Raw genomic sequence first — 25,084 nt, 5'->3', positions numbered from 1 at the left:
GTGCGAACGACGATGATGTCGTGATTGCGGAGGTCGGTGGAATGGTTCTGGAGGGTACGGCTCGCGCGATGCTGCGCAGGCTGGCGATCGAGCAGGCGCAGTCGCGGGTGCCCTCGATGGTGGCGGCGGTGGTGCGGAACGGGCAGATCGCGTGGTTCGGGGCCCGGGGGCGGGCCGGCGGGCAGCGGCCGGAGCGGGACACGCAGTATCGCATCGGATCGATCACCAAGACGCTGGTGGCGGTCGCGGTGATGCGGCTGCGCGACGAGGGGAGGCTGAATCTGCTCGACCCGCTGGACAAGCACGTGCCGGGTACGCCGGTGGGTGAGGCGACGATCGCCCAGCTGCTGTCGCACACCAGCGGGCTGACGGCCGAGCCGCCCGGCGCGTGGTGGGAGCGCACGCCGGGGGTGGCGGTGGCCGAGCTGATCGGCGCGATGGGGCCGGAGTCGGCCCGGCATCGTGCGGGGCGGCGCTACCACTACTCCAACGTGGGGTTCGGGCTGCTGGGCGAGCTGGTGGCGCGTAAGCGGTCGGCGCCGTGGGAGCAGGTCGTGCGGGAGGAGATCCTGCGGCCGCTCGGTATGCGTGACACCACCCCGCGCCCGCGGCCCCCGCACGCGATCGGGTACGCGGTGCACCCGTGGGCCGACGTGCTGCTGCCGGAGCCGGAGAACGATCATGTGGCGATGGCCCCGGCCGGGCAGATGTGGTCGACGGCGGCCGATCTGGCGTGCTGGGCGGCGTTCGTCGCGGGTGACACCGCCGAGGTGCTGCGGCCGGAGACGCTCGCGGAGATGCGCGAGCCGGCCATCGTGGAGGACGGCGACTCCTGGATCCGGGGCTATGGCCTGGGTTTCCAGCTCGTGCGGCACACCGGCCCGCGCGGCACCCGGCGGCTGGCCGGTCACACCGGGTCGATGCCCGGGTTCCTGGCCACCGTGTGGGCCGACCCCGCCGAGGGCGTCGGCGTGCTGTGGCTGGCCAACACCACCTCGGGGGTGCGCGGGCCGCTCGACCTCGACCTGCTGGACATCCTCTCCGAGCATGAGCCGCCGCTGCCGGCCGAGTGGGAGCCCGCCGAGGTCGACGACGATCTGCTGGAGCTGACCGGGCCGTGGTACTGGGGGCCGGCTCCGTACGTGCTGCGGGTCCTGCCGCGGCGGGGGCTGTCGCTCACGCCGGTCAGTGGTAAGGGCCGGGCGTCGCGGTTCGCCGCCCGGGACGACGGCACCTGGGTCGGGCTGGACGGTTACTACGCCGGTGAGACGCTGCGGGTGGTCCGCTCCGATGGCGGTGTGCACCTCGATCTCAACACGTTCGTGTTCACCCGCGAGCCGTACGATCCGCAGGTCCCGGTGCCCGGAGGGGTCGACCCCCGGGGGTGGCGGTGACCGCGCGGGGATGACGCGCGGGTGCGGGGCGGCCTGCTCGCGACGCCACGACCTTCCCACCGATCCATCCGGTAAAACCCCACTTGTCTTTACTTGACCGGTGTCGTGGCATCTATTACCTTTTATGCATCCAAGGGCACATATGTCCGGTTTTGGTCAAGTGTGCCCGCCTCTGACCGACGCGGAGTCCCTGCCGGGACGCCGCCCGGCCGCCGAGTCCGCGCCCGCGCGGAGCCGGGGACCCACCTCTCCTTGGGGTGAATCGGCGCGCAGTGCCGCGCCGTAGGGCAACTTCCAGCCCGAACCCGTCAGCTAACCCGGTAGGCGGCATGGAAGCAAGGGAGTAGACCCCGCATGCACGCCCTCAAGTCCTGTGTCCGTGCTGCCCTCGTCACGGGCGTCGCCGCCGGCGCCCTCGTCTCGGCCGTCGTCGCCGGACCGCAGGCGGCGCAGGCCGGTACCACCCACGCCGCCGCGGTCACGTCCCACATCGTGCAGGCGAACGGCACCGCCGGCAGCCCCGACACTCTCGCCCAGATCGCCGCCACGCTGCCCAAGGTCAGCCCGCAGGACGTGCTCCAACTGGCCGCCAGCCAGGTCGGAATCACCGAGAACAGCGCGGGCGGCGGGACCAAGTTCCACGACTGGTACATGAACTCCCCCCGTGCCCTGGAGACCCTGGCCCGTGACGGCGGCACCCTGAAGGGCTACGCCAACGCCCCCTGGTGCGACATGTTCGTCTCCTGGGTGGGCGAGCAGCTCGGCATCGGCCCCGTCATGGGCTCGGACGCCTACACCGTCCAGCACGCCGCCTGGTTCGCCAAGCACGGCCGGTGGGGGAACACCCCGGAGCCCGGCGCGGTCGTCTTCTTCGACTGGAGCGGCGGCAAGGCCATCGGCGGCATCGACCACGTCGGCTTCGTCGTCCGCGACAACGGCAACGGCACCATCGAGACCATCGAGGGCAACACCGGTGACGGCGGCGCCGTGGAGCAGCGTACCCGCTCCAAGGGCTACGTGGCCGGGTACGGCTACCCGCTGTACACCGCGCCCTGACGCCGTTCCCGCACGCGATCCAGCACGCGAGGCGCTGAAACGCCGAAACGCTGGCAGGACCCCGATCAGAGGCCGTCACCCGGCTCCCGGTCGGGGTCCTGCCGTCTTCGTTCCATCCGTCCTTCCGTCTTCGTTCCACCCCGGGCAGCCGGTTCGCCCGCCCTTTTATGTTCTGTAATGCTGTGGCCGTAAGGCCGCCGGAGTCCGCGGCATCACGACGAAAAGGAACACTCAGGAGGAGACGTGGATCTCACGCGGACGGGACTGCCGGGTATCGGGCTGCAGCATGTGCTCACCACCGAGCGCGGCCGGCAGGTAGGGGTGATCTCACATCACACCGGCCGCCGCGACCTGGTGATCTACGACAAGGAAGACCCCGACACCTGCGTGGTCACGGTGATGCTGACCGCCGACGAGGCCAACGCGCTGGCCGAACTGCTGGGCACCGGCCGGATCGTGGAGCGCCTCAGTGAGCTGCATCGCCAGGTAGAGGGACTCATGACGGAGAAAATCCCGATAGCGGCGGGATCACCGTACGACGGACGCGCGCTCGGCGCCGGCCGAGTACGCACCAGGACCGGGGCGTCGATCGTCGCCGTGGTCCGCCAGGGCCAGGTCATAGCCAGCCCGCGTCCCGATTTCGTGTTCGCGTCCGGCGACGTCGTCGTCGTGGTGGGCACTGGGGAGGGAACAGCGGCGGTGGCCGACATCTTCGCCAACGGATGACGCCCGTGCACGGTGCCGTCCAACTAATCGAACTCGGTGCGATCATTCTGGCCCTGGGACTGCTCGGGGCCGTGGCGATCCGCTTCTCCATTTCCGCGATCCCGCTGTACCTGCTGGCCGGTCTGGCCTTCGGTATCGGCGGGATTCTCCCTCTGACCACCAGCGAGGAATTCGTCTCACTGGGCGCCGAGGTCGGCGTGATCCTGCTCCTGTTCACCCTCGGCCTGGAATACACGGCCGATGAACTGGTGGGGACGCTTCGCACCTCTGCCCCGGTGGGCCTGCTCGACCTGGTCCTGAACGCCGCCCCCGGTGTGATCACGGCGCTTGTGCTGGGATGGGGGCCGGTCGCGGCCGTCGCCCTCGGCGGCGTCACCTACGTCACCTCCTCCGGCATCACGGCCAAAGTGGTCGGAGATCTCGGCTGGCTGGGCAACCGCGAAACCCCGACCGTGCTGTCGGTGCTGGTGTTCGAGGACCTCGCCATGGCCGCCTACCTGCCGATCCTCACCACGCTGCTGGCCGGGGCGGGGCTGGCCGCCGGGGCGATGAGCCTGGCCATCGCGGCCGGCACGATCACCGTCATCCTGGTCATCGCGCTGCGGCACGGCCGTACGGTGGGGCGCTTCGTCTCCAGTCCCAACGAAGAGGTGCTGCTGCTGAAGGTGCTCGGGCTGACCCTGCTGGTCGCCGGGGTCGCCCAGCAGCTGCAGGTGTCGGCCGCGGTGGGGGCGTTCCTGGTCGGCATCGCCCTGTCCGGACCGCTGGCCCACAATGCCAGGCGCGTGCTGGAGCCGCTACGCGACCTGTTCGCCGCCGTCTTCTTCGTGTTCTTCGGTCTGCAGACCGATCCGCGTCAGCTGCCGCCGGTGCTCGGGATCGCCACGCTGCTCGCCGTGATCGGGGTGGCCACCAAGGTCACCACCGGCTGGATCGCCGCACGGCGGGCCGGGGTGGGCCCGGGCGGCCGGCTGCGGGCGGGAGCCGCCCTCATCTCACGGGGCGAGTTCAACATCGTCATCGCCGGTCTGGCCGTCAGCGGCGGCGTCGGCGCCAAACTCGGGCCGCTGGCCGCCGCCTATGTGCTCATTCTCGCGGTCGCCGGGCCACTGCTGGCCCGTGGTGCCGAACCGCTGGCCCGCCTGTTGCGCCGCCGGGCCCTCGGGACCGCCGGGCCCTCCCCCCAGGCGGCCGACCGCGTACCCGCTCCCAGCACGACCCTGGTGGTGCGGGACTCCCCCGGGATCGCGGACGAGGCGTCCTGAGCGGTCGGCGAACCGCCGGGCGTCGTGGTGACGGCCGGGTCCGGCATCCGTACGGGCACATCGGCGCGTCCGCTGGAGCACCGGCGCCGGGGCGTATCGGCGTGGACCGCTGGGCGGTTCACGCCGGGTAGGCATGGGTCTCGGTGGCTTTGACCGAGGCCCAGACCCACCCGCCGGGGACCAGGTCGAGCTCGGCCAGGGCGGCCGGGGTGATGTCGGCGAAGGCGGCGATGGGGCCGTCGAGGTGCACGCGTACGTTGTCGCCGTGGCGCTCGATCCCGTCGATGCGTGCCTGCCACAGGTTGCGCGGGCTGCCGTCCGGCCGGGAGCGGTACAGGGCCACGGCCGTCGGCGGGAAGGCCACGAACGCGGCTCCGTCCAGCCGGTCGGAGGTGCTGAACACCAGCTCGCCGATCTCGACCCGGGTGCCGTCGGCCACGCCCCGGTACAGGTTGAGCCCGACCAGGCGGGCGACGTAGTCGGTGCGCGGGTGCCGCGCGACCTCGCCCGGCGTGCCCTGCTGCACGATCGAGCCGTGCTCGATGACGATCAGCCGATCGGCCAGCACCATCGCCTCGAGCGGGTCATGAGTGACCAGGACGGTGACGCCGTCGAATTCGGCCAGGTGGCGGCGCAGCTGCGAGCGGATCTCCAGCCGGGTGTGTGCGTCGAGGGCGGCCAGCGGCTCGTCCAGCAGCAGCAGGCGCGGCCGTACGGCCAGGGCCCGGGCGAGTGCGACCCGCTGCGCCTGTCCGCCGGACAGCCGGCGGGGTTTGGCCGCAGCGTGGCCGGCCAGGCCGACGCGCTCCAGGAGGGCGGCGGCGGCGCGGCGGGCCTCGGCCTTGCCGACGCCTCTGCATCGAGGGCCGAAGGCGACGTTGTCGAGGGCCGACAGGTGCGGGAAGAGCAGGTAGTCCTGGAAGACCACGCCGATCGGCCGCCGGTCGGCGGGCAGGGTGTGGAGCGCCCGGCCGTCCAGGTCGATCCGCCCGTCGCTCGTCATGGCGGTGAGCCCGGCCAGGGCGCGCAGGGCGGTGGTCTTGCCCGCGCCGTTGGGACCGAGCAGTGCGACCACCTCGCCCGGGGCGGCCTCCAGCGTCAGGTCCAGTTCGAAGGCGCGCCGGGTGACCACCAGCCGGGCCCGCAGGCTCATGGCGTGCTCACCCACCGGTCACGCAGGCCGGCCAGGATGACGACGGAGACGGCCAGCAGGACCAGGCTGAGCACGATGGCCGCCTCGGGTTCGGTCTCCAGGGCCAGGTAGACCGCCAGCGGCATGGTGCGGGTGGTGCCGGGGAAGTTACCGGCGAACGTGATCGTCGCGCCGAACTCGCCGAGCGCCCGCGCCCAGCACAGTACGGCCCCCGCCACCACGCCCGGCATGACCATGGGCAGCGTGACGCGCCGGAACACGGTCCACCGGGAGGCGCCCAGGGTGGCGGCGGCCTCCTCGAAGCGCTGGTCGGCCGCGCGGAGTGCGCCCTCGACGCTGATGACCAGGAACGGCATCGCCACGAAGGCCTCGGCCACGATGACGCCGACGGTGGTGAAGGGCAGCGTGATGCCGAAGCCCGCCTCCAGCGACCGGCCGATGAGGCCGCGCCGGCCCAGTACCAGCAGCAGCGCGACGCCGCCGACGACCGGGGGCAGTACCAGCGGCACGGTGACCAGGGCGCGCACCAGGCGGCGGCCGGGGAAATCGACCCGGGCCAGCAGCCAGGCCAGCGGCACACCGAGCAGCAGGCAGACGGCGGTGGCGATGGTGGCGCAGAGCAGCGACAGCCTCAGCGCCTCCAGCACGTGCGGCTCGGCCAGCCGCTCCGGCAGCGTGGACCAGGGGGCGCGGATGAGCAGCCCGGCCGGCGGCAGCACCAGGAACGCCAGCCCCAGCAGTGCGGGCAGCACGAGCATCCACGGGAGCCGGCCGGATGGCCCGGCCGACGACGGCGGGCGGCCGGTGGAGCCGTTGTGCGGCTCCACCGGGCCGGTGCGGTCGGTGGTGATCATTCGGCGTCAGGGCGTCTCGAAGCCGGATTCGGTCAGCACGTCCCTGCCCCGCTGTGACAGCACCAGGTCGACGAACCGCCGGGCGAGGTCGCCGGCGGGCGGCGTGGCCAGGGTGGCGATCGGATAGTCGTTGATCGCCTGGCCGGCCTCGGGGAACGCGATGCCGTGAACCCTGCCGCCCGAGGCGAGCACGTCGGTCGTGTAGATCAGCGCCGCGTCCACCTCACCCAGCTCCACCTTCGTCAGCGTGGCCTTGACGTCCTGTTCCAGGGTGACGGGGGTGACCTCGAGCCCGGCCGCGTCCAGCGCCCTGACCGCAGCCGCCCCGCAGGGCACCTGCTCGGCGCACAGCGCCACCTTCACCTCCGGATCCGTCAGGTCCTTCAGTTCGTTCACCTTCGCCGGGTTGCCGGCCGGGACGGCGATCTGCAGCCTGTTGCGTGCGAACGTGGTCGGCGTGCTCGCCAGGGACGCGTCCGTCACGGTCTTCATGGTGGCCGGGCTGGCGGCCGCGAACACGTCGGCCGGTGCGCCCTGGACGATCTGCTGGGCCAGCGTGGCGCTGGAGCCGAAGCCGAATCTCACGGTGGTGCCCGGATGGGCGGCCTCGAAGAGCCTGCCGAGCTCGGTGAAGGCGCCGGTCAGCGAGGCCGCGGCGAGCACCGTCACCTCGCCGGCGCCCGCGCCGGCCGGTTCGCCGGAGCCGCAGCCCGTCGGCCCCAGCGCGATCAGGATGGGAAGGAGCACGGCCCATCGGGAAAGACGCCTGAACGCCAAGGGGTGCTCCTCACGGGTGGGCGGCCACGCGTTCGTGGCCGGGGATCTCCACGACGACGTTGGTGGACTTGATCACGGCGATCGCCACCACCCCCGGCGTCAGGCCGAGCTCGTCGGCGGCCTGGCGGCTCATCAGCGACACCACCCGGTACGGCCCGGCGGCGATCTCCACCTGCGCCATCACCGCGTCCTTGATCACCTCGGTCACGATCCCGCGGAAGTGGTTACGGGCCGAGGAGCGGCCGCCCTCGACCGACTCGACCTGGGCGCGGGCGAAGGCGGCCAGATCACCGCCGTTCACCCGCCGGTGGCCGTGCTCGTCCCGCTCCGCCCGCAGCCGGCCCGTGTCCACCCAGCGGCGGACGGTGTCGGAGCTGACCCCGAGCAGCGCGGCGGCCTCGCTGATCCGGAATGTCGTCACAGGCCCACACCCTATCCCGCGCATATGCCAGTCTGAATACCCGTATTTCCTCGCAGCAGCGATACCTCCTGGGGATGTTCCATCGTATCCGCGAGATCGCGACGCCGCCGGCCCGTGCTCTCGTCGTCCGGCCGTCTCCGGTCACGCGGCGGGCGCCGCCCACCGGGGGGTGGGGTGCGGGTCCGCCGGGTCGTGATCGTGGGCAGCGTGTCGCTCGCGTACCGAGGCGTGCCGCGCGGCCGGCCGGTCTTATTACAAGGTCTACAGTCCGGCTGCAGAATCGGTACTCTGGCCCCTGTCGCACGAGGGCTGCCCGCTTGCCCCGCCGACCCGATCCGGAGGAGAGACGGATGCCGAACGAGATCGCAGAGCCCCTGGACGTGGTGGAGATAGGCCGGCGGCTGCGGGAGGCGCGCGCGGCGCGAAGTCTTTCCCTCGACACCGTGTCCGCCGCGTGCGGGATCAGCCCCAGCCTGCTCAGCCAGGTCGAGCGCGGCAAGGTGACCCCGTCGCTGGCCACCCTGCACAGCATCACCCAGGTCCTCAACATCGCGATGTTCGACTTGTTCGGCTCCCCGGCCGACCGGCCGGCGCTGATCCGGGCGGGCTCACGCAACGTCATCCGGCCGCCGGACAGCGGCGGGGTGTCCTATGAGTTGCTCTCGTCGGGTCAGCTGCGCAACCTGCAGATGATCGAGATGCACCTTGGCGGGGAAGCCCGCAGTTTCGACCACGTCCTGTCCCATGCGGGCGAAGAGTGCTTGATCGTCACGAGCGGATCCGCCCGGATCAAGGTCGGCACCGAGGAGCTCACGCTGCACGTCGGTGACTCGCTTTCCTACGTCGCCCGGCTCCCCCACCAGTTCCAGGGGCTGGAGGACGGCACCCGGTTGATCATCTCGATGACTCCTCCGGCGTTCTGACCGTAGGCGGAGCGCTCAGCCGGCCAGGGCCTGAACCTCGATCTCCACGTCCATGTCCGGGTAGGCCAGCACGGGCAGGGGCACCGGCACGAGGGCCGGGCGGGAGTCGCCGAAGAATCCGCAGACCTCGGACCACCCGTGTGCCGGCCTCGACCCGTGGCAGGGCGTCTGGAACTGCGTGACGCGACGGTCCCGTGAGGGAGAGACGCTCGGCGAGCGCGAACGCCTCACCCCGGCGCAGGCGCTGCACCTCTACACGCGAGGGTCGGCGTCGGTGCGTCCCGGGTCCGGGCCGGCCGGCACGCTCCGGGCGGGCGCCCCGGCGGACTTCGCCGTGCTCGACCACGACCCGCGGCGAATGGAGGGGCTTCGACACCGGCCGGAGGCGCCGGTCGCGGCCACGTTCGTGGCCGGCGAGCCCGTGTTCGCCGGCCACGACGTCGAGGTCAGCGTGCCGGGCCGGCGGCGCTGATGTGGTCGCCGCCGGCCATCACGGTCAGCAGTTCGTAGGCGACGTGGCTGGCCGCGACGCCGGTGATCTCCGCGTGGTCGTACGCCGGCGCCACCTCGACGATGTCCGCGCCCACCACGTTGCGCCCGTCGAGGGCGCGCAGCAGTTCCAGCAGCTCCCGGCTGGACAGGCCGCCGGCCTCCGGGGTGCCGGTCCCCGGCGCGTACGCCGGGTCCAGCACGTCGATGTCCACGGAGACGTAGATCGGGCGATCGCCGAGCCGCCGCAGCATGATGCCGATCAGCGTGTCGAGCCTCTCGTGGGCGAACCGGCGGCAGGTCAGCTGCTGGAAGCCGAGCCGGGTGTCGTCGGTGATGTCGTCCCTGTCGTACACGGGCCCCCGGATGCCGACGTGCAGGCAGCCCCCGGGATCCAGCAGGCCCTCCTCCGATGCCCGCCGGAACGGCGTGCCATGGGTGACCGGCGCCCCGAAGTAGGTGTCCCAGGTGTCCAGGTGCGCGTCGAAGTGCAGCACCGCGATCTCGCCGTGGTGACGGTGCAGGTCCCGCAGCAGCGGAAGCGCGATCGTGTGGTCGCCGCCCAGCGTCACCAGGCGCGTGCCCGCGCCGGTCAGCGCCCCGGCCTGTTCCTGGATCTGGCCGATGGCGTCCGTGATGTCGAACGGGTTGATGACCATGTCGCCGGCGTTGGCGACCTGGACGGAGCCGAACGGGAAGCGCTCCAGCGCCGGGTTATACGGCCGAAGGAGCCGGGAGGACTGGCGGATGTGGGAGGGGCCGAACCGTGCGCCCGGACGGTAGCTGACGCCGCTGTCGAACGGCGCGCCGATGACGGCGATGTCGGCCCTCGTCACCTGATCGGTGCGGGGCAGGCGGGCGAAGGTGGCGGGCCCGGCATAGCGCGGGATCTCGGTGCCGGAGACCGGCCCGATGGGGTGGTTCGTGTCCATTCCGTCCTTCCGTTCCTGGTGAGCACTGCATACGGCCGCTGGGCCCGCACTGCCGTGGCCGGGAAAGCATTGCACCCAGGATACGCGATCTGTAGTCTGACAGCATTTTCTACAGTCAGACTGCAGAAACGGATCTGTCCGGCTCCGTCCGCAGCGTGCTGCGCCGGGTCCCCGCCACGGTCGTGGTGGTCACCTCGTTCGTGTCCGGCCGTCCCTGGGGTGTCACCGCGTCGAGCTTCACGTCGGTGACCCTCGCCCCGCCGGTCGTGTCGGTCTGCCTGTTCTCGCACACGGCGGTGATGCAGGCCGGCGACTGCACGGCCGGGTGGGCATCTCGGTGCTGTCGGCCGACCAGGTCCCGGTCGCCCGCGCGGCCGCCCTGCCCGGCGCCCCCAAGTTCCTGGAGTTCTTCTCACCGGAGGCCGAGGGACTGGGCGAGACCGGCATGCCGCATCCCACGCCGGACCGGCGCTGGGACCCGCACGACGGCGTGGCCGTACCGCCGGCGCCGTCGGTGCACGGCGCGCTCGCCCACGTCGACTGCGCGGTCTCGCACCTGGTGACCGTCGGCGACCACGACGTGCTCTTCGCCAGGGTGGAGACCGTCCGCGAGGGAGCCCGCGACCTCGCCCCGCTCCTGTACTGCGACCGCGACTTCTACCACCTGCCCGACGACCCCATCGAAAGCTGAGGGTCCATGCTCAAGACCGGTGACGAGTACCGGGCGAGCCTGCGCGACGGCCGTGTCGTGCTGGCCGCCGCAGCCGGATCCGGATACTCCCGTCGTTCTGGCACCTTGCTCTCCATGAGTCTCGGGCGCGAGCACCGACAGGTGATCTCGTCGGCCCTCGGGTCTTGCCGATCTCAGCGGCCTCGGCGTCGGCCGACATCTTGTTTTACAGCTCAGCTGCAGAACATGCCGTAACACCACATATCGAGTATTCGGGACGCAATGCCTTCCCACCCGTGCGCGAGGCGTACGGACCGAAGTGTCCGGAGAGCGTCCCTCTCGGCAGACCATGAACTTTTCACACGTACCAGAAAGATTTCGGAGGCAGCCGGGGTGGTGGACGATGGAGAGTCTTCACCCTCGGGCGTCTTTATCCGCCCGATTCAGGACCGAAGGGCGCAAGCGGCTACTGACGACCCCACTGCCTGCCGTGGGGACGTCCTGACTTGGGCCTTGTCTGCTCGGAATGTTTCGGTGAAACTTCGAAAATATTCATCGTCTGGTTCGGTCTGCGGCTCTCCATGGACCTGTGACAGGTCACGGACCCTCGAGAGGAAGGACGCATCGCCTTGAAACGTCCCGCACTGTTCCTCGGCAACCAACGGCTCTCGCCCGGAGGAGCCCGATGACCGGCGACATCGCCTCCCGCGGGGGGAGCCGGATCTCCGGTGTGCGCCGCATGCTCATCCTGGGCGTCGCGACGATGCTGTCCGTCGCCTTCGCGGTGTCGCAGAGCCCCACCGCGGGCGCCGCATCCGGTGTGGAGGACGAGGGAGCCGACTGCGCGGTGACGGTGCCCGGCTCCGGCCCGTCCAACGCGAAACTCCCCGATCCCTTCACGAAGCTGGACGGCACCCGCATCACCACCAAGGCCGAGTGGCGCTGCCGGCGCGAGGAGATCAAAAAGCTGGCCGAGCGGTTCGTCTACGGCGAAAAGCCCGCGAAGCCCGCCGGCGTCACCGGTACGGTCTCCCGGACCGGCATCACCGTCAACGTGTCCCACAACGGCCGCAGCGCCGGCTTCACCGCCGGGGTCGATCTGCCCTCCGGCAATGGGCCGTTCCCGGCCGTGATCGTCGTTGGCGGCTTCGGCGCCGACACCGCCGCCATCAAGGCCGCCGGAGCCGCCGTCATCAGCTACGACCCCCTGGCCGTCGGCAAGGAGGGCACCGCGCGCAACAACAAGCAGGGCGCTTTCTACAGCGTCTACGGCTCCTCCAGCGGCACCGGGCTGCTGGCCGCCTGGGCCTGGGGCGTCAGCCGCATCATCGACGTCATCGAGCAATCGGACGGCACCGTGCTCAAGGCCGACGCCATGGGCGTCACCGGATGCTCCCGCTATGGCAAGGGCGCCTTCGTCAGCGGCGTTTTCGACCAGCGCATCGCGCTGACCCTGCCCATCGAGTCCGGCAGCGCCGGCGTGCCGGTCTTCCGCGGCATCGCCCAGGAAAGCGGTGCCCAGCCCCTCAGCAGCGCCTACTCCGAGCAGCCCTGGCTCGGCGACGCCTTCGGCTCCTACACCGGCAACCCCGGCGCGCTGCCCGTCGACACCCACGAGATGATCGGCATGATCGCGCCACGCGGGCTGTTCATCATGGAGAACCCCCACGTCGACTGGCTGGCCGCCCGCTCCGGCAGCGTGGCGGCCCTGGCCGGAGCCGAGATCTACAAGGCACTCGGCGCCCAGTCCAACATCAGCTACTGGTCCGACGTCCAGGACGGCACGCACTGCGCCTCCCGGTCGGAGTGGCGTGACCCCCTGCAGCAGAACATCAGGAAGTTCCTGCTCAAGACCAGCGGCACCACCGGTGTGTTCCGGGTCTCCCCCAGCAAATCCGGCGACCTGTCTCAGTGGCGGGACTGGCAGACCCCCACCCTCGGCGACGGGCCGAACCCCACTCCGACGCCCTCCCCCACCCCTACTCCCACGCCGACGCCGACTCCGACTCCGACTCCGACACCCAGCCCCAGCCCGACGCCGACTCCCTCACCGTCCGGGCCGACCGGCGCGTGCTCGGCCACACTGGTGGTGGTCAACTCCTGGCCCGGAGGGTTCCAGGGGGAGGCCACGGTGCGGGCGGGCAACTCGCCGATCAACGGCTGGACCGTGAAGTGGACCTGGCCCGGTTCGCAGACCATCACCCAGGTGTGGGGAGGCATGCACTCGGGTTCCGGTTCGAGCGTGACGGTGCGCAACGAGTCGTGGAACGGCTCGGTGGCCGCCAACGCGAGCACGACCTTCGGTTTCATCGGCGCAGGGTCCTCGGCCACCCCGCAGGCCACCTGCACCAGTCCGTGATCACACCGGTCCCGGCCGGTTGAACCGTACGTAGAACGGGCCCGTGCTGCGGCGGGCACCTGGTGCGGCGGTCGCATTCGCCGCGCCAGGTGCCCGCCGCGCCACGGGCCCCGGCCATGCCCGTCGCGGGTGGCGTACTGGGCACGGCGGATCGGCGCCCAGCCTCGACTGTGGCCGGAGGAGCTCACCGTGACCGAACGACGCCCGTTCTTCGACGCCCACTTCCACGTGATCGACGGTCGCTTCATGGGCCCCAAACGAGCGGTTCTGCCCACGTCCTCGTCGCGAGGTGCACCGCGCCGGACCTCGGCCGGCCCTGCTGTGATCTTGTCCGGAATCGATCGCTATCGAGACGCGGTCAGTCGATCTTGTCGCTTCCGTGGCTCCCAGGTCGGCCGTTCTCAAAAGCCGCGCCCTCAGCCGCCTGGGGCCGCTATGTGATCGTCTCGTGGGCCCTGGAGCGGCGGGGACGGTGGCCACTGGACCGGGCACCACCGCTCGGGACGGTTCCGTCGCCGTCGTGGGCGGGGACGGCGACGGAAGCCGACCGATGATCATCGATGGTGTGCCGTGGGCGCGGGCCGGTCATGGCATCACGACGAGTCGCCTGCCTTTGAGGTCGGTTCGCTGCCAGGCGGTCGCGATGTCGCTCAGCGGGACCTTCTCCACGTCGAAGGTGAGCTCACCGGACCGCGTCCACGACACGACCTGCTGGTACACCTCGTCCATGGTCTGCGGGTCGAGGCCCTTGGCCGCGCCGTAGATCTCCACGCCGGAGGTGCGCAGGCTCGACCCGGCGAGGGCGAGCGCGGTGCCGGCCGACTCGCCGATCTGGACCACCCGGGTCGGCTTGCCGAACGCGAACGACCGCGGCACCAGGGCGCGCAGCAGGATCTCGCTGGGCCTGCCCCACAGGTAGTCCGCGACGACGTCGTAGCCGTCCCCCCTGGCGTCGAGGTACGCCTGCGCCAGTGCCTCGTCGGAGACCGCGGTGTTGATCACCGTGTCGGCCCCGGCGGCCTGCACCTCGCGCAACTGGTCGTCGTCGCGGCCGGTGGCCACGATCCGGCCGGCGCCCAGCAGCCGGGCCACCTTGACCGCGAGCCGCCCGGCGACCCCGGTGGCGCCCTGCACCAGCACCGTCTCCCCGGGAACGAACCCCGCGGCCGTCTTCATCGACATCGCGGTGACGGCCGAGGCCATCACCGCTACCACGGCCGGGTCGATGCCGTCGGGGACCGGCATGCAGGAGCCCTGGGGCACGACGGTCTTCTCGGCGAGCGCGCCGTAGGGCAGGCGGATGTTGCCGAACCCGACGAGCGTGCCGTCCGGGAGGGCGCCGATGCCGTCGAAGGCAGGGATCATCGGAAGTCGGCCGATGTACTGCCGGCTGGCGTAGTGCGTACCGGCCGCGATCGCCTTATCGACATTCTCGACGGCGACCGCCTTGACGTCGATGATCACCTCGCCGTCGGCGGCCACCGGATCGGGGAAGTCCTCATAGCGCGGGATGCCGCCGACCTCGTGAAGCACCGCTGCCTTCATCCCAGCTCCTGCCCGAACAAGCGGGCGATCCGCATCTGCCACGCCGCCAGGACGCGAGGCGGACGGGCCGGAGAGTGGTTGAACCCGTGGTGGTGCGAACGGTGGTGCGTGAGCGGGTGCCGCCGCCCATGGCCGTGGCTGGACTGGCTCTGGTGCCCGGCCGGCCGTTTGGTGTGCACGGGAACCCCCGGAATGCGATGGGTTGCCCAGTGCAGCAGGTCGCGGAGCGAGGGCTGGTGTCTCATCGTCGCCTCCTCTGGCGCAGACGTTCTCTATCACTGATAGAGTGCTCTATCGGTGATAGGTTGCGCAAGGGAGGTTTCGGAATTGGCTCTGGACAAGCAGCGGATTGTCACCGAGGCCGTCGCGCTCCTGGACGCCGAGGGTCTCGACGGCGTGACCACGCGCAAACTGGCCGCCCGGCTCGGCGTACAGTCACCGACTCTTTACTGGCACATCCCGAACAAGGCGGCGCTGGTCACCGCGATCGCCGAGGCGATCCTTGAGCAGCAGTTCCCCGAGCCGGCCTCGCCCGCGCCGGAGGAGTGCTGGCCGGACTGGCTGATGGGCCTGGCCGAGCGGCTGCGGCGCGCGTTGCTGGCCCACCCGGACGGAGCCCGGATCATCGCGGCCTCCCAGCTGTCGCTCAAGATGGCCGCCATCTCCGAACTGGCAATGAGCACACTGGTCGGGCGAGGCATTCCCCTGCGGCAGGCGCGCCTGATCGTGTTGACGGTGTTGCGCTTCACCGTCGGCTACGTCCTGGAGGAACAGACCGGCCGCCCCGACGCGGACGCCCTGGACGGCTTCGACATGGCCGCCTACGCCACGGCGTACCCCACCGTGATGGCCGGCGTGACCGAGTACTTCCAGGCCGGCCGCACCGCCGACGATCTGTTCCGCGACTGCCTGGAACAGATCATCCATGGTCCTGCCGTGCAGTCCGCCCCCACGTCCTGATCAGTCAGCCGCTCCGCAGGCGAGTGAGCCCTGGAATGAGCGCCCCGAGTCACTCAACACGGCTAGCCGACGTCCCAGTAGGGATTCACGCGCCGATGGTACAGCGCTTCGAAGATTCGTTATCTGCCGGCGTGCCGGGCTGTCGCGGGTGTGCGGACGTCATGTCGCCGCGCCGTTTGACCCCGACGCCGGGTCGATCTCCCAGCATGGTGGCATGATCACGGAGACCGGTGCGATCAAGGTCGCCGGGCGGCGTGGTCGTCCGACCTAAGGTCGTCATGACGGCACCCGCGGCGACGTCTCCTCACGGTTCGGGTGATGCGGTCGACATCGGGCACGATCGTGATTGTCCGCGTATAGATGGCGACCCCGTTCAGGACCCGAGGATGCAGCAGTGACCGGAAGTGAGCAAGGACAGACGATGACACCGGTGGAGACGGCGGAGGACGGCGATGGCGGCCGAGCCGGCCGCCGGGACGCCGGCGCCGGGACCTGGTTTGCGCTTGTCCGCCGACCGATACGCGCCATCTCCCGGCCGGGCCCCTGGAGGCGCGGTCTGGTGCTCGCGACGCTGGCGCTGCTGCTCGGCCTGCTCATGCTGCTGCATGCGAAGATCCCGAACCGGATCGGGAACCTCGGCAGCCTGGTGGAGACCTTCCTGCCGTGGTTCGGCCTGTTCATCCCGGTGCTGTCGGCCGGGGCGCTGTGGCGCCGCTCCGCCTCCGCCGTGGTCGCGCTGCTGCTGCCGGTCATGGTGTGGCTGAACCTCTTCGGCGGGCTGCTCGGCGACAGGTCCCGCCCAGGCGGCGACCTGATGGTGGCCGGCCACAACGTCGACGTCGGCAATCCCGACCCGGCCGGCGTGGCCCGCGCCATGGCCGCCTCCGGGGCGGACGTGCTGGCCCTGGTGGAGCTGGCCGCGCAGACCCGGGACATATACGAGAAGGAACTGGCGAACACGTACCCGTACCACACGGTGCAGGGCACGGTCGGACTGTGGAGCAAGCTGCCGCTGTCGGACACCCGTCAGGTCGACATCGGCATGGACCACGGGCCGCTGGCGGACACCAAGCCGGCCGACATCAAGATGGCCTACAACCGCGCGCTGCGCACCACGGTGGCCACGGACCAGGGTCCGCTGGCGGTGTACGTGGCCCACCTGGGGTCCGTACGGGTGACTCCCAGGACGGGCTTCTGGACGGCCCATCGGGACCGAGGCGCGCAGGCGCTCGCCGAGGCCGTCGCCGCCGAGCGGAACGAGCGGGTTGTCCTGCTCGGCGACCTGAACGGCACCATGGACGACCGCGCGTTCGCCGGCATCACCTCGCGGCTGCGTCCGGCCCAGGATGTCGCAGGGGACGGCTTCGGCTTCAGCTGGCCGGCGAAGTTCCCGGTGGTGCGGATCGACCAGATCCTGGTCCGCGGCGTGCAGCCGGAGAGCTCGTGGGTGCTGCCCGCCACCGGCAGCGACCATCTGCCGGTGGCGGCCGAGATCAGCTGGTGAACCCGTGCCCGTTCGCCATCGGACCGGTCTTCGCCTGCGACGACGCGGCCGCGTACGCACCCTGCCGGTGGTACGGGTGGCCCCTGAAAGGTCAGGCGGGGGCGGTGGGTCAGACCGTGAGGGCGGCCGCCACTTCCCGGTAGATGAGATCCGGGTCCTCTGACAGCCATGCCTTCACCCGGCGGCTCCAGTCGTCGGCGAGCACCTCGGGCCGGTGCGCCTCGATGCCGTCGAGGGCCGCCGCGACGATCACCTCGGGGGCGCTCTTGTAGCCGTCGTACCCGGCCATCATGTCGGTGTCGGCAGCACCCAGGTGCAGGCCCGTCACCAGGGTGCGCTGTTCGGCCAGCTCAAGCCGTACGCTGTTGGTGAGCGCCCACTCGGCGGCCTTCGCCGCGTGGGTATCCGCCCGCACCGTCGTATGCGAGCCATGAGATCGCGGACAGAACGTTGAGGATCGCGCCGTCGGCCAGCCGGGGCGCGAAGGCACGGATCACGTCGAGGGTGCCGTAGAAGTGGGTGTCCATCTCGCGGCGAATCGTGTCCAGGTCCCCGGTGATCAGATTCGCCCCGGTCGCGATTCCCGCGTTGTTGATGAGGATCTTGACGTCGGGTGCCGCTGCCGCCGCGGCGGCGACCGATGCCGGATCGGTGACGTCCAGGCGCAGCGGGACGGCCCCCGGCACGTCGATGAGGTCGGGGCGGCGGGCGGTGGCGTACACCTTGGCTGCGCCGCGGTCGAGAAGGGACAGGACGAATTGCCGGCCCAGGCCCCGGTTGGCCCCGGTGACCAGCACATGTGCTCCGTTGATCTGCATGCGGCTACGCTAAGACCTGACGTTGACGTCAGAGGCAAGTCGTGTGATGGAGGTCACGGTGCGGATCGGCGAGCTGGCGGCGAGATCGGGCGTCAGCGCCCGGGCTCTGCGCTACTACGAGGAGCAGGGACTGCTGAACGCCCACCGGAGCGACTCCGGGCAGCGCCACTACCCCGAGTCGGCGGCCGACCGGGTCGACCTGATCCAGATGCTGTACGCGGCCGGCCTGTCCAGCCGGACCATCGCCGAGCTGCTGCCCTGCGTCGATGCCAAGGTCAGCACTCCGGCCTCGCGTGCCCGGCTCGCCGCCGAGCGCGATCGCATCGATGCCCAGATCGCCGCGTTGATCCGTACCCGCGACCGGCTGGACACGGTCATCCAGGTCTCCGGAAGCCCGGGCAGCGGCTGCGCGTATATCGAGGACCAGGACGTCACCGCGCAGACGAGTCGCTCCGTCACGTCTTGATCACCCCGGCCCGTCCGGCATCGACGCGGGCGCGAACCCCCGCACTCGGGCGGCGCACTCACGCGCGGTGAAGCCGCCGGTCCTCAGGTCGCCGGCGTGTCGGGCGCGGCCGCGCGGAGTTCGGCGGCCACCGCACGCTCGCGAAGCTGGGCGGCCTCCGCCCTGGCCACGTCGAGCTGCGCCCGCAGGTCGGCCAGGCGGGCCCGCTCCAGCGCCAGCTCGGCCTGGAGCCGCTCCCGCTCGGCGACGGCCGTACGAGCCTGCTCGACGGCGCGATCCGTCTCGTCCCTGGCGGCCTGTGCCCGTTCGTGTGCCTGCGCGGTCTCGGCGTCGGCGCGCGCGGCGGCCGCCACCGCCCGATCCCTGGCCGTCTCGGTCGCCTGCGCGTGGGACAGGGCGCGGTCGCGTTCGGCATGGGCCTGGCCGACCGCCCGATCGCGCTCGGCTTCGGCGCGGGTGACGGCGCGGTCGCGTTCGGCCTCGGCGGCCTGGGCTCGGGCGAGCGCACCCGCACTGGCCTGCTCCGCTTCACGGTGCGCGCGCCTGGCCAGCTCGGCCTCGTTCTTCGCGGCGGCGGCCTCGGCGGCGGCCCGCTCGTGCTCCTGCCGTTCCCGTACGGCGTCCGCCCGCGCCTGGCGCGCTTCCGCGATGGCCTGGTCGACTCGCGTGGTCAGTTCCTTGACGGCCTGCTCGCGGGCGGTCTCGGCCGCCTCTGCCCGGCGCCTGGCCTCGGCGGTCTCCTGCCGGGCCCTCCGCTCGGTGCTCGCCGCCTCGCGCAGGGCGGCCAGTGCCTGTTCACGGGCGGTCTCCGCGTCGGCGAACGCGCTGTCGCGTTCGGCGTAGGCGTCCTCGGCCGCCTGCCGGGACTCCTGTGCCTCCCGCCGGGCGGCCTGTGTGGCCTCGCGCGCCAGCCGCACCTGCTCCAGCGCCTGCTCGCGCTCGGTGCGGGCGATGGCGACACGGGTGTGCGCCTCGGCCTGGACGGCACTCAGCTTCGCCTCGACTCCCGCGGGGCTCAACTCGTCGGCGAGCACCTGGGCGAGCGGCTCGATCGCCGCCGCCAGGCTTTTTTCCATGCGTTCGTACAGGTCCTCCACCCGGGCGAGCGCCCCTTCCAGCCCTGGGGCGGCGCGGCGCATCTCCCTTTCCCGTTTGGCGGCGGCCTGACAGGCCCCCTGCGGGCAGTACTCCCGTGGCCTGCCGCGCCTCACCTGTTGCTCTATCGCGGCGCCGCAGTGTTTGCAGGCCCGCGTCGTCACGGGCGGTGCGGTGCCCGTCTCGGGGGGAATCGTCACGCGTGCCAGTCTATCGATTTTCTGTATTTCTGGAAATCAAAATTCAGAAACCCCTATCTCTTGCGCGGCCGGAGAGTTCGGATAACTTGTGAGACGTGTAATTCCCGCAAGTAATCTCCGGCATGGTCATCCGACCCGGAACGTCTTGCGAATTGCCGCGAAGTGGTCCTGCGCTTTTGCCACTAGCTGTTGCCCTCATCCCTGTCCGCACCGGTCCCGCTGATCCTGCTCGGCCACCCCCCGCTCGGGCTGCGCAAGATGTACCCCCGGCTGGTGGCGCGGGCACGGCACGCCGCGGCGGATGGCTTCGCCGCCGCCACCATCGAGCTCCCCGGGAGCGGTGACCGGCCCCGTTTGGCCGGCGCCGGGTTATGGAGGCCGGCGAGCCGGTCGGCGACGAGATCATCGACGCCCTCATCCTCCCGCTGGTCGACAAGGCGGTCCTGGAATGGCAGGCCACCTTGGACGCCCTCCTGTCGCTGCCCGAGATCGGCGGCCCGGTCGGGTACTCGGGGGGAGTGATCTCCATCGGCATCCGGCTTGCGGTGGTTGAACCGCACATCGTGGCCGCCGGCTTCTTCGCCGGGAGTTTCGTGCCTCGCACCATGTTCGAGGAAGCCCGACAGGTCACCATTCCGCTGCATGTCCTGCTGCAGTGGGATGACGAAGGCAACGACAGGCAGGCGGCCCTGGACCTGTTCGACGCCTCCGGCTCCAAGGAGAAAACGCTGCACGCCAACATGGGCGGGCACACCGGTATCCCGCAGTTCGCAGGGGAGGATGCGGCCGGGTTCTTCGCCCGGCATCTGCGCTAGCCGCAGGCGGTAGGCAGCGCCGGCCAGCAGATGCACAACCGCCCCCGGCACCGGCCGGTCGGGGCGGCGGGCATGCTTCAGCGCGTCGGCGCGGACATCCGCTCGGATGGCAAGAGCGAAGAGGTTCGCGAACTCGTCAGCCTCCGGGCCCAAGAGGTGAGCTCCGAGAATCTTGCCGCCGTCCTTCTCGATCAGAATCTTGTGCATCGACGCCGGCTCGGCGACCCGCCGCGCCGAGCGCTGGGCGCGGCGATCTGGCATAACTTCCAGACCGGGCAGGCGGTCAGCCGTTCACTGACCACCTATGATCACTGACCGTATTCGGAATCGATCGTTTAGTTCACCCGACAGTTGACGTCCGCCTGGTTCATCGGCTTCTCATCGTCGCCGGCACCCGCGAGGGCCTGGCCGCAGCCCGCGCCCGCGGCCGCCCCACCGTGGTCACGCCGGAGATCCTGCGCGCGGCCCGCGATATGCTCCCCAACCCCGAGCACTCCATCCGCCTGCTTCATGCTGATCTGCTTGAGCACGGGCTGCGGACCTGTTGAGCGATCAGTGACCTCGTTCCCGGCCGAGGAAGCAGGACAGGAGTCGCCTGAAGTCGTGCGGGTGCTCGAGCGCCGGAACGTGCCCGCATCGGCCGAGCACGTACAGACGGACATCGGCCAGATGTTCGAGCAGGGGCAGGGCCGCCGTCCCGAGCGGGGTGACACGGTCCTCGGCGCCGTGGACGAGCAGCACGGGCGCGCGGACCCCTGCCAGCGTTTGCGCCGAGAGGGTGAGCTCGTCGGCCCAACGTGCCCTGGGTGGAGGGAACAACGACGCGAATTCGGCCGCCCCCGCTCGCATCGCGGCTGCACGGGCAGCGACGGCCGACTCGGTCACGAGCGCTTGGTCGAAGACGAGGCGACTCAACATGTCTCGTGCCCCGAGCGGGCCGGCGGGGGCGGCCCAGACCGCGTCGAGCTCGGCGGACAGCGGTGCCCCGGGGGCGCCCATCGTCGAGACCGCCACGACACGGGTGACCTGCTGGGGACGCGCGGCCGCCAACGCCAGCGCCACGGCACCGCCCATGGAGTGACCCACCACGGCGTAGTGCTCGACACCGAGAGCATCCATCAGGCCCGCGGCCTGCTCCGTCCACAGCCGGAGCCCACCCCTGGAGCCCGCCGGGATCGGTGTACGGCCGAACCCCGCCTGGTCAGGAGCCACCAGGCGCCAGGACGTGCCCAGCGCCTGTGCCGTCGTTGCCCAGGCGCCGGATCCGGTCGTACCCGGTCCGGAGCCGTGCAGCATCAGCACCGCGGGCCCGGTGCCGCTCTCCAGGACGTGGACGGGGGAGCCATCGACGGTGAAGGTCCGAAGTGCCGTCACCGAGACAGGCCAGGTGTGCTCATGCCGATGCGGAGTTCATGGACTTTGAGAAGACCTCCATCATCGCCCTGCCGAATTGCGGCATGTCGGGCCACCCCCGACAGGAGACGAGGTTGCCGTCCACGACGTCGGGAGCGTCGACGACCGTCGCGCCCGCGTTCTCCATGTCACCGGTGATGGGGGGGAAGCACGCCGTCTTTCGACCCTTCAGCAGCCCGTACACAGCTGGCACCTGCGCGCCGTGGCACACCAGCGCGATCGGGAGGTTGCGCGCGAAGAAGTGCTCGGTGATGCGCCTGACGTCGGCGTCGACCCGGATCCACTCGGGGGCACGTCCCCCAGGGATGATGAGGGCGTCATAGCGCTCGACGTCGACCTCGGCCCAGGGCACGTCGACCGGCAACTTTCGGCCGTTCTTCTCCACGTAGGCATCGGAGTTGGGGTCGAACTCGTGGATGACCAGCTGAACGTCACGCATCGTCCGTGACGAGACGTCAACGCCCCAGCCGCCCTCCTGCACGCGATAGTAGGGATACATGGTGTCGAGCTCCTCGGCGGCGTCGCCGGTAAGGAGCAGCGCTCTGGGCACCTGCTTCTCCTCGCATCTGGGGCGGAGTGAGGTGGATCCGATCCGATCCGATCCGATCCGATTTCGTTAGCATTTCTCGGCCCAGCCCGCCCGTCAAGCCTTTACTCCATTCCGTCCGCGCCCTTGACTTCGTCGAACAATCGTCGGAACCGCTCGCCGGACAGCAGGATGTGCCGACGCATGGCGTAGGCGGCGGCGTCGGGGTCACGCGCGGCGATCGCGGCCAGAACTTCTTCGTGCTCGGCCATGGCCAAGTGAGTGACCCGGGTGTCGTGGAGAAGCCGGAACAGGTGCACGTGCGTGTGCAGGCGAGCGAGCGCTTCGCGGATGACCTGGTTCTCCGCGCTCAGGGCGACGAGATCGTGAAAAGCGGCGTCGCGTAGCCCGAAGGCGCCATAGGCCATGAGCCCGTTGCCCTCCTCCAGCTCCGCCATCTCCTCCAGCATTCGTCGCAGACCGGCCACCTGCTCCAAGGATGCGTGTTCGGCGGATCTGCGCGCTGCTGCCGGCTCGAGGAGCAGGCGGAGCTCAAGCATGTCCTCGAATCGCTGACGGGTGATTTGGGGGGGAATACGATAGCCGGCATGGGGCACACGCACGACCAGGCCCTCGGCCTCCATGCGGTTCAGAGCGTCTCGGATCGGCGTCTGCGAGACCCCCAGCTCTCGCACCAGGGCATCGATCGTGACGCGGGAGCCAGGCTCGATCCGTAGCGACATCAGCTGTCCGAGCAGCGTGTCGTACACCTCGTCGGCAAGCCGGCCGCGAGATCTTCTCGGCGGCGTTCCGCCCGTCATGGCCCCACAGCGCCGCGCGATCACCACTTCGTCGTCCATCGTGACGCGAGGTCCTTCCTTACGTTTTCGGGAACCTGTTGACTTCGGTCGCAACGCCGCGGGATGTTGACGCCCCCACTCGGATCGTATAGGAAAGGTGACAGATGCCAGCCATCCTTCACCCATCGCGGAACCCCCGCCAGCACTCCGCATCGATCGGTTGGAGCTCCTATGCGCATGCTCGACGTCCTACTCGATTCGCCATCGGGCCGCATAAGGACCGAAGGACTTCTCGACTGCTTGAAGCCCCATCACGTCGCGGCGTACTCGTGACGCCGGTCTGCGGGTCAGCCCCTGCGACAGCCGGCAACACGCCTGAACACCCCCCAGCAACTGCTCGGCGAAGCACGCAGCAAGGCTCCACAGGTCCCCCCAGAAAGCAGGCAAGAAGATGCGGTATCCAAAGCGAATAGGACGACTGTCCGTTCCCCGTCGAAAAGTGCAGCTGGCGACGGCGGCCATGTTGGTGACCACGACCATGGCGGCTTGCGGCCAGGACGACGGCGTGGAGGCGAGCGCCCCCAAGGCGCCGGCGGCCATCCCGGAGCTCACCAAGGACCCGCTGACCCTCAGCTTCATCTGGTTCGACTGGCCCCCCGCCCACGCGCTGGAAGCCTTCGCGAACGCGGAGTACACCAAGGAACGGTCGAACGTGACCATCAAGGTCAACACCGTGCCGAACGCGAACTGGCACGACGCGATGTTCACCCAGTTCGCAGCGCACAAGACCGACTTCGACATCGCGATCCTGGACTCGCAACACATCGGCGAGGCCGTGACGAACGGCAACATCCTCGACATCACCGACTTCGTCAAGAAGAACATCGACGTCACGGCCTACAACCCGTACCTCCTGGCGGCCTACGGCCAGTTCCCCCAGGCGGAGACCGGGAAGCGCGACGAAAGCGCCAGCCTGTACGGACTGCCGCTGCTCGGCGACACCTGGACAATGATCTACCGCAAGGACCTGATCGGCGACAAGCCACCGCAGACCTGGGACGAGATGATCTCAATCGCCGGGAAGTGCCAGGCGGACAACCCTGGCGTCAGCGGGCTGGCCTTCCACCAGGCCAACGGCTCCGACGCCGCGGCCGTAACCTACAACACGGTCAACGGCGTCTACGGCGGCAACCTCTGGGACTCCAAGACGCGCAGGATCGAGGGCGTCCTCAATGATGCTGCGGGCCAGGAGGCGATGGACGTCCTGGTCAACAAGATGAAGCCGCTGACCGCCAAGGGCTCCGGCAACTGGTTCATCGACGAGGTGAACGCGGCGGTCGCCCAGGGCAAGGCATGCATCGCGTTCAACTGGATCGCCGCGAGCGGCGGCCTGCTTGACCCGAAGCAGTCGACGCTCGGCACCACGCGGGAGCAGATTCTCGAGAAGCTGGGTTTTGCCACCCTGCCGAGCCAGAAGACGAACCTGGTGCCTCTCGGCGGCATGGGGATGCACGTGTCGGCCTACTCCTCCGAGGCGAACCAGGCGGAGGCCTTGAACTTCATGAAGTGGTTCGAGCAGGCTGACATCCAGAAGAAGTGGGCCGCCGCCGGTGGCGTGCCATCGCGTACGGACGCCCTGGAGTCGCCCGAGTTCCTCAATGCCGGGCCGTTCAACAAGGTGTACGCCGACTCGGTTCCGCGAATGCGGGACATGTGGAACGTGCCCGAGTACGCGCGCCTCGTCGACATTGAGAACACCAACGTGAACGCGGCTCTCAACGGCGCGAAGACGCCGAAGGACGCGCTCGACGACATCGCCAAGGAACAGCAGAGCGTGCTCGACTCCAGCGGCCGCAGGGGCGGCGGCGGACTGTGAGTGACCCCGTCCCTCTGACGACCGACCACCCCGTGCAGGTGGCGTCC

26 protein-coding genes, 3 pseudogenes and 1 riboswitch are annotated in these 25,084 nt (G+C 70.3%); of the genes and pseudogenes, 14 read left to right on the top strand and 15 right to left on the bottom strand.

Going from position 1 to position 25,084, the window contains the following annotated elements; all coding sequences use genetic code 11:
- Positions 1-20: 20 nt before the first annotated feature.
- The 4 genes from ACQP1K_RS13645 to ACQP1K_RS13630 all read left to right on the top strand — a co-directional run bounded on the left by ACQP1K_RS13645 (position 21) and on the right by ACQP1K_RS13630 (position 4,441).
- Positions 21-1,394: a serine hydrolase domain-containing protein gene (locus tag ACQP1K_RS13645; RefSeq protein WP_433501257.1), complete on the top strand. Its 1,374-nt coding sequence runs from the start codon at positions 21-23 to the stop codon at positions 1,392-1,394.
- Positions 1,395-1,604: 210 nt separating this feature from the next.
- Positions 1,605-1,729: riboswitch (cyclic di-AMP (ydaO/yuaA leader) on the top strand.
- 19 nt (positions 1,730-1,748) lie between these two features.
- Positions 1,749-2,450, top strand: coding sequence for a CHAP domain-containing protein (locus tag ACQP1K_RS13640; RefSeq protein ID WP_433501256.1), 702 nt, complete (start codon positions 1,749-1,751; stop codon positions 2,448-2,450).
- 243 nt (positions 2,451-2,693) lie between these two features.
- Positions 2,694-3,176 (top strand): cation:proton antiporter regulatory subunit, encoded by a 483-nt coding sequence (locus tag ACQP1K_RS13635; RefSeq protein WP_433501255.1) that lies wholly within the window; start codon positions 2,694-2,696, stop codon positions 3,174-3,176.
- A gap of 5 nt (positions 3,177-3,181) precedes the next feature.
- A complete protein-coding gene (locus ACQP1K_RS13630; RefSeq protein WP_433501254.1) occupies positions 3,182-4,441 on the top strand; it encodes a cation:proton antiporter in 1,260 nt (419 codons plus the stop codon).
- Positions 4,442-4,559: 118 nt separating this feature from the next.
- Here the strand turns inward: ACQP1K_RS13630 and ACQP1K_RS13625 are convergent, their stop codons facing one another.
- From ACQP1K_RS13625 to ACQP1K_RS13610, 4 genes are read right to left on the bottom strand one after another with little or no spacing between them, the layout of a single operon-like run.
- Positions 4,560-5,594, bottom strand: a complete 1,035-nt coding sequence (locus ACQP1K_RS13625) for an ABC transporter ATP-binding protein (protein ID WP_433501253.1) — start codon at positions 5,592-5,594, stop codon at positions 4,560-4,562.
- Positions 5,591-6,445: an ABC transporter permease gene (locus tag ACQP1K_RS13620; protein WP_433501553.1), complete on the bottom strand. Its 855-nt coding sequence runs from the start codon at positions 6,443-6,445 to the stop codon at positions 5,591-5,593. Before ACQP1K_RS13620 ends, ACQP1K_RS13625 begins: the two co-directional genes overlap by 4 nt.
- A 9-nt stretch (positions 6,446-6,454) precedes the next feature.
- Complete coding sequence (gene modA / locus ACQP1K_RS13615; RefSeq protein ID WP_433501252.1) at positions 6,455-7,225, bottom strand: molybdate ABC transporter substrate-binding protein; 771 nt, start codon at positions 7,223-7,225, stop codon at positions 6,455-6,457.
- A 10-nt stretch (positions 7,226-7,235) separates the two neighbouring features.
- Positions 7,236-7,646, bottom strand: coding sequence for a TOBE domain-containing protein (locus ACQP1K_RS13610; RefSeq protein WP_433501251.1), 411 nt, complete (start codon positions 7,644-7,646; stop codon positions 7,236-7,238).
- Between the two features lie 350 nt (positions 7,647-7,996).
- On the opposite strand from ACQP1K_RS13610, the gene ACQP1K_RS13605 reads away from it, so the two are divergent.
- Together ACQP1K_RS13605 and ACQP1K_RS13600 are read left to right on the top strand one after the other, a co-directional pair.
- Positions 7,997-8,569 (top strand): helix-turn-helix domain-containing protein, encoded by a 573-nt coding sequence (locus ACQP1K_RS13605; protein WP_433501250.1) that lies wholly within the window; start codon positions 7,997-7,999, stop codon positions 8,567-8,569.
- A 136-nt stretch (positions 8,570-8,705) separates the two neighbouring features.
- Positions 8,706-9,041, top strand: a pseudogene (locus ACQP1K_RS13600) (amidohydrolase family protein); the annotation flags it as partial.
- On the opposite strand, the gene speB reads toward ACQP1K_RS13600, so the two are convergent.
- The gene (gene speB, locus ACQP1K_RS13595) at positions 9,016-9,990 is read right to left on the bottom strand and encodes an agmatinase (protein ID WP_433501249.1); all 975 of its coding nucleotides are present in this window, start codon (positions 9,988-9,990) and stop codon (positions 9,016-9,018) included. The pseudogene ACQP1K_RS13600 and the gene speB overlap by 26 nt on opposite strands.
- Positions 9,991-10,145: 155 nt before the next feature.
- Between speB and ACQP1K_RS13590 the strand changes: the two are divergent.
- From ACQP1K_RS13590 to ACQP1K_RS13580, 3 genes and pseudogenes are all read left to right on the top strand, one after another.
- A pseudogene (locus tag ACQP1K_RS13590) lies at positions 10,146-10,247 on the top strand (flavin reductase family protein); the annotation flags it as partial.
- 68 nt (positions 10,248-10,315) lie between these two features.
- The gene (locus ACQP1K_RS13585) at positions 10,316-10,681 is read left to right on the top strand and encodes a flavin reductase family protein (protein WP_433501248.1); all 366 of its coding nucleotides are present in this window, start codon (positions 10,316-10,318) and stop codon (positions 10,679-10,681) included.
- 664 nt (positions 10,682-11,345) lie between these two features.
- Positions 11,346-13,019: a glucuronyl esterase domain-containing protein gene (locus ACQP1K_RS13580; RefSeq protein WP_433501247.1), complete on the top strand. Its 1,674-nt coding sequence runs from the start codon at positions 11,346-11,348 to the stop codon at positions 13,017-13,019.
- A 585-nt stretch (positions 13,020-13,604) separates the two neighbouring features.
- Here the strand turns inward: ACQP1K_RS13580 and ACQP1K_RS13575 are convergent.
- Both ACQP1K_RS13575 and ACQP1K_RS13570 read right to left on the bottom strand, forming a co-directional pair.
- Entirely contained in the window at positions 13,605-14,564 is a 960-nt protein-coding gene (locus tag ACQP1K_RS13575) for a quinone oxidoreductase family protein (RefSeq protein ID WP_433501246.1), read from the bottom strand.
- Complete coding sequence (locus ACQP1K_RS13570) at positions 14,561-14,809, bottom strand: hypothetical protein (protein WP_433501245.1); 249 nt, start codon at positions 14,807-14,809, stop codon at positions 14,561-14,563. Before ACQP1K_RS13570 ends, ACQP1K_RS13575 begins: the two co-directional genes overlap by 4 nt.
- Before the next feature lie 82 nt (positions 14,810-14,891).
- Here ACQP1K_RS13570 and ACQP1K_RS13565 point away from each other — a divergent pair, with 82 nt between their 5' ends.
- Entirely contained in the window at positions 14,892-15,524 is a 633-nt protein-coding gene (locus tag ACQP1K_RS13565) for a TetR/AcrR family transcriptional regulator C-terminal domain-containing protein (protein WP_433501244.1), read from the top strand.
- Positions 15,525-15,945: 421 nt separating this feature from the next.
- The gene (locus ACQP1K_RS13560) at positions 15,946-17,028 is read left to right on the top strand and encodes an endonuclease/exonuclease/phosphatase family protein (protein WP_433501243.1); all 1,083 of its coding nucleotides are present in this window, start codon (positions 15,946-15,948) and stop codon (positions 17,026-17,028) included.
- 109 nt (positions 17,029-17,137) lie between these two features.
- On the opposite strand, the gene ACQP1K_RS13555 is transcribed toward ACQP1K_RS13560, so the two are convergent.
- Positions 17,138-17,443 (bottom strand): hypothetical protein, encoded by a 306-nt coding sequence (locus ACQP1K_RS13555; protein WP_433501242.1) that lies wholly within the window; start codon positions 17,441-17,443, stop codon positions 17,138-17,140.
- Complete coding sequence (locus tag ACQP1K_RS13550; protein ID WP_433501241.1) at positions 17,379-17,846, bottom strand: SDR family NAD(P)-dependent oxidoreductase; 468 nt, start codon at positions 17,844-17,846, stop codon at positions 17,379-17,381. Before ACQP1K_RS13550 ends, ACQP1K_RS13555 begins: the two co-directional genes overlap by 65 nt.
- 58 nt (positions 17,847-17,904) lie before the next feature.
- On the opposite strand from ACQP1K_RS13550, the gene ACQP1K_RS13545 reads away from it, so the two are divergent.
- A complete protein-coding gene (locus ACQP1K_RS13545; RefSeq protein ID WP_433501240.1) occupies positions 17,905-18,312 on the top strand; it encodes a MerR family transcriptional regulator in 408 nt (135 codons plus the stop codon).
- 83 nt (positions 18,313-18,395) lie between these two features.
- On the opposite strand, the gene ACQP1K_RS13540 is transcribed toward ACQP1K_RS13545, so the two are convergent.
- Complete coding sequence (locus ACQP1K_RS13540; RefSeq protein ID WP_433501239.1) at positions 18,396-19,607, bottom strand: hypothetical protein; 1,212 nt, start codon at positions 19,605-19,607, stop codon at positions 18,396-18,398.
- Between the two features lie 371 nt (positions 19,608-19,978).
- On the opposite strand from ACQP1K_RS13540, the gene ACQP1K_RS13535 reads away from it, so the two are divergent.
- A complete protein-coding gene (locus ACQP1K_RS13535; protein WP_433501688.1) occupies positions 19,979-20,422 on the top strand; it encodes a hypothetical protein in 444 nt (147 codons plus the stop codon).
- 135 nt (positions 20,423-20,557) lie between these two features.
- On the opposite strand, the pseudogene ACQP1K_RS13530 reads toward ACQP1K_RS13535, so the two are convergent.
- The 5 genes and pseudogenes from ACQP1K_RS13530 to ACQP1K_RS13510 all read right to left on the bottom strand — a co-directional run.
- Positions 20,558-20,629: pseudogene (locus tag ACQP1K_RS13530) on the bottom strand (hypothetical protein); the annotation flags it as partial.
- A gap of 128 nt (positions 20,630-20,757) precedes the next feature.
- The gene (locus ACQP1K_RS13525; RefSeq protein ID WP_433501238.1) at positions 20,758-20,952 is read right to left on the bottom strand and encodes a hypothetical protein; all 195 of its coding nucleotides are present in this window, start codon (positions 20,950-20,952) and stop codon (positions 20,758-20,760) included.
- A gap of 22 nt (positions 20,953-20,974) precedes the next feature.
- Positions 20,975-21,796 (bottom strand): alpha/beta fold hydrolase, encoded by an 822-nt coding sequence (locus ACQP1K_RS13520; protein WP_433501237.1) that lies wholly within the window; start codon positions 21,794-21,796, stop codon positions 20,975-20,977.
- Positions 21,797-21,815: 19 nt separating this feature from the next.
- On the bottom strand, positions 21,816-22,385 hold the full coding sequence (locus ACQP1K_RS13515; RefSeq protein WP_433501236.1) for a DJ-1/PfpI family protein: 570 nt from the start codon (positions 22,383-22,385) through the stop codon (positions 21,816-21,818).
- 101 nt (positions 22,386-22,486) lie between these two features.
- A complete protein-coding gene (locus ACQP1K_RS13510) occupies positions 22,487-23,221 on the bottom strand; it encodes a GntR family transcriptional regulator (protein ID WP_433501235.1) in 735 nt (244 codons plus the stop codon).
- 439 nt (positions 23,222-23,660) lie between these two features.
- Between ACQP1K_RS13510 and ACQP1K_RS13505 the strand changes: the two genes are divergently transcribed.
- Positions 23,661-25,037: an extracellular solute-binding protein gene (locus ACQP1K_RS13505; protein ID WP_433501234.1), complete on the top strand. Its 1,377-nt coding sequence runs from the start codon at positions 23,661-23,663 to the stop codon at positions 25,035-25,037.
- Positions 25,038-25,084 lie beyond the last annotated feature (47 nt).

The organism is Sphaerimonospora sp. CA-214678 (genome assembly GCF_050942215.1).
Taxonomy (GTDB): Bacteria; Actinomycetota; Actinomycetes; order Streptosporangiales; family Streptosporangiaceae; genus Sphaerimonospora.
Note: the sequence above shows the minus strand (reverse complement) of the source record. Positions and strands in the feature narration are given on the sequence as shown.

What these genes read in the sequence shown, in the direction of transcription:
- ACQP1K_RS13535 (WP_433501688.1), top strand. Translation starts at nt 19,979, where the DNA reads ATGGAGGCCGGCGAGCCGGTCGGCGACGAGATCATCGACGCCCTCATC.
- ACQP1K_RS13570 (WP_433501245.1), bottom strand. Translation starts at nt 14,809, where the DNA reads ATGAGACACCAGCCCTCGCTCCGCGACCTGCTGCACTGGGCAACCCAT.
- ACQP1K_RS13550 (WP_433501241.1), bottom strand. Translation starts at nt 17,846, where the DNA reads ATGCAGATCAACGGAGCACATGTGCTGGTCACCGGGGCCAACCGGGGC.
- speB (WP_433501249.1), bottom strand. Translation starts at nt 9,990, where the DNA reads ATGGACACGAACCACCCCATCGGGCCGGTCTCCGGCACCGAGATCCCG.
- ACQP1K_RS13580 (WP_433501247.1), top strand. Translation starts at nt 11,346, where the DNA reads ATGACCGGCGACATCGCCTCCCGCGGGGGGAGCCGGATCTCCGGTGTG.
- ACQP1K_RS13560 (WP_433501243.1), top strand. Translation starts at nt 15,946, where the DNA reads ATGACACCGGTGGAGACGGCGGAGGACGGCGATGGCGGCCGAGCCGGC.
- ACQP1K_RS13575 (WP_433501246.1), bottom strand. Translation starts at nt 14,564, where the DNA reads ATGAAGGCAGCGGTGCTTCACGAGGTCGGCGGCATCCCGCGCTATGAG.
- ACQP1K_RS13605 (WP_433501250.1), top strand. Translation starts at nt 7,997, where the DNA reads ATGCCGAACGAGATCGCAGAGCCCCTGGACGTGGTGGAGATAGGCCGG.
- ACQP1K_RS13625 (WP_433501253.1), bottom strand. Translation starts at nt 5,594, where the DNA reads ATGAGCCTGCGGGCCCGGCTGGTGGTCACCCGGCGCGCCTTCGAACTG.
- ACQP1K_RS13510 (WP_433501235.1), bottom strand. Translation starts at nt 23,221, where the DNA reads ATGGACGACGAAGTGGTGATCGCGCGGCGCTGTGGGGCCATGACGGGC.
- ACQP1K_RS13640 (WP_433501256.1), top strand. Translation starts at nt 1,749, where the DNA reads ATGCACGCCCTCAAGTCCTGTGTCCGTGCTGCCCTCGTCACGGGCGTC.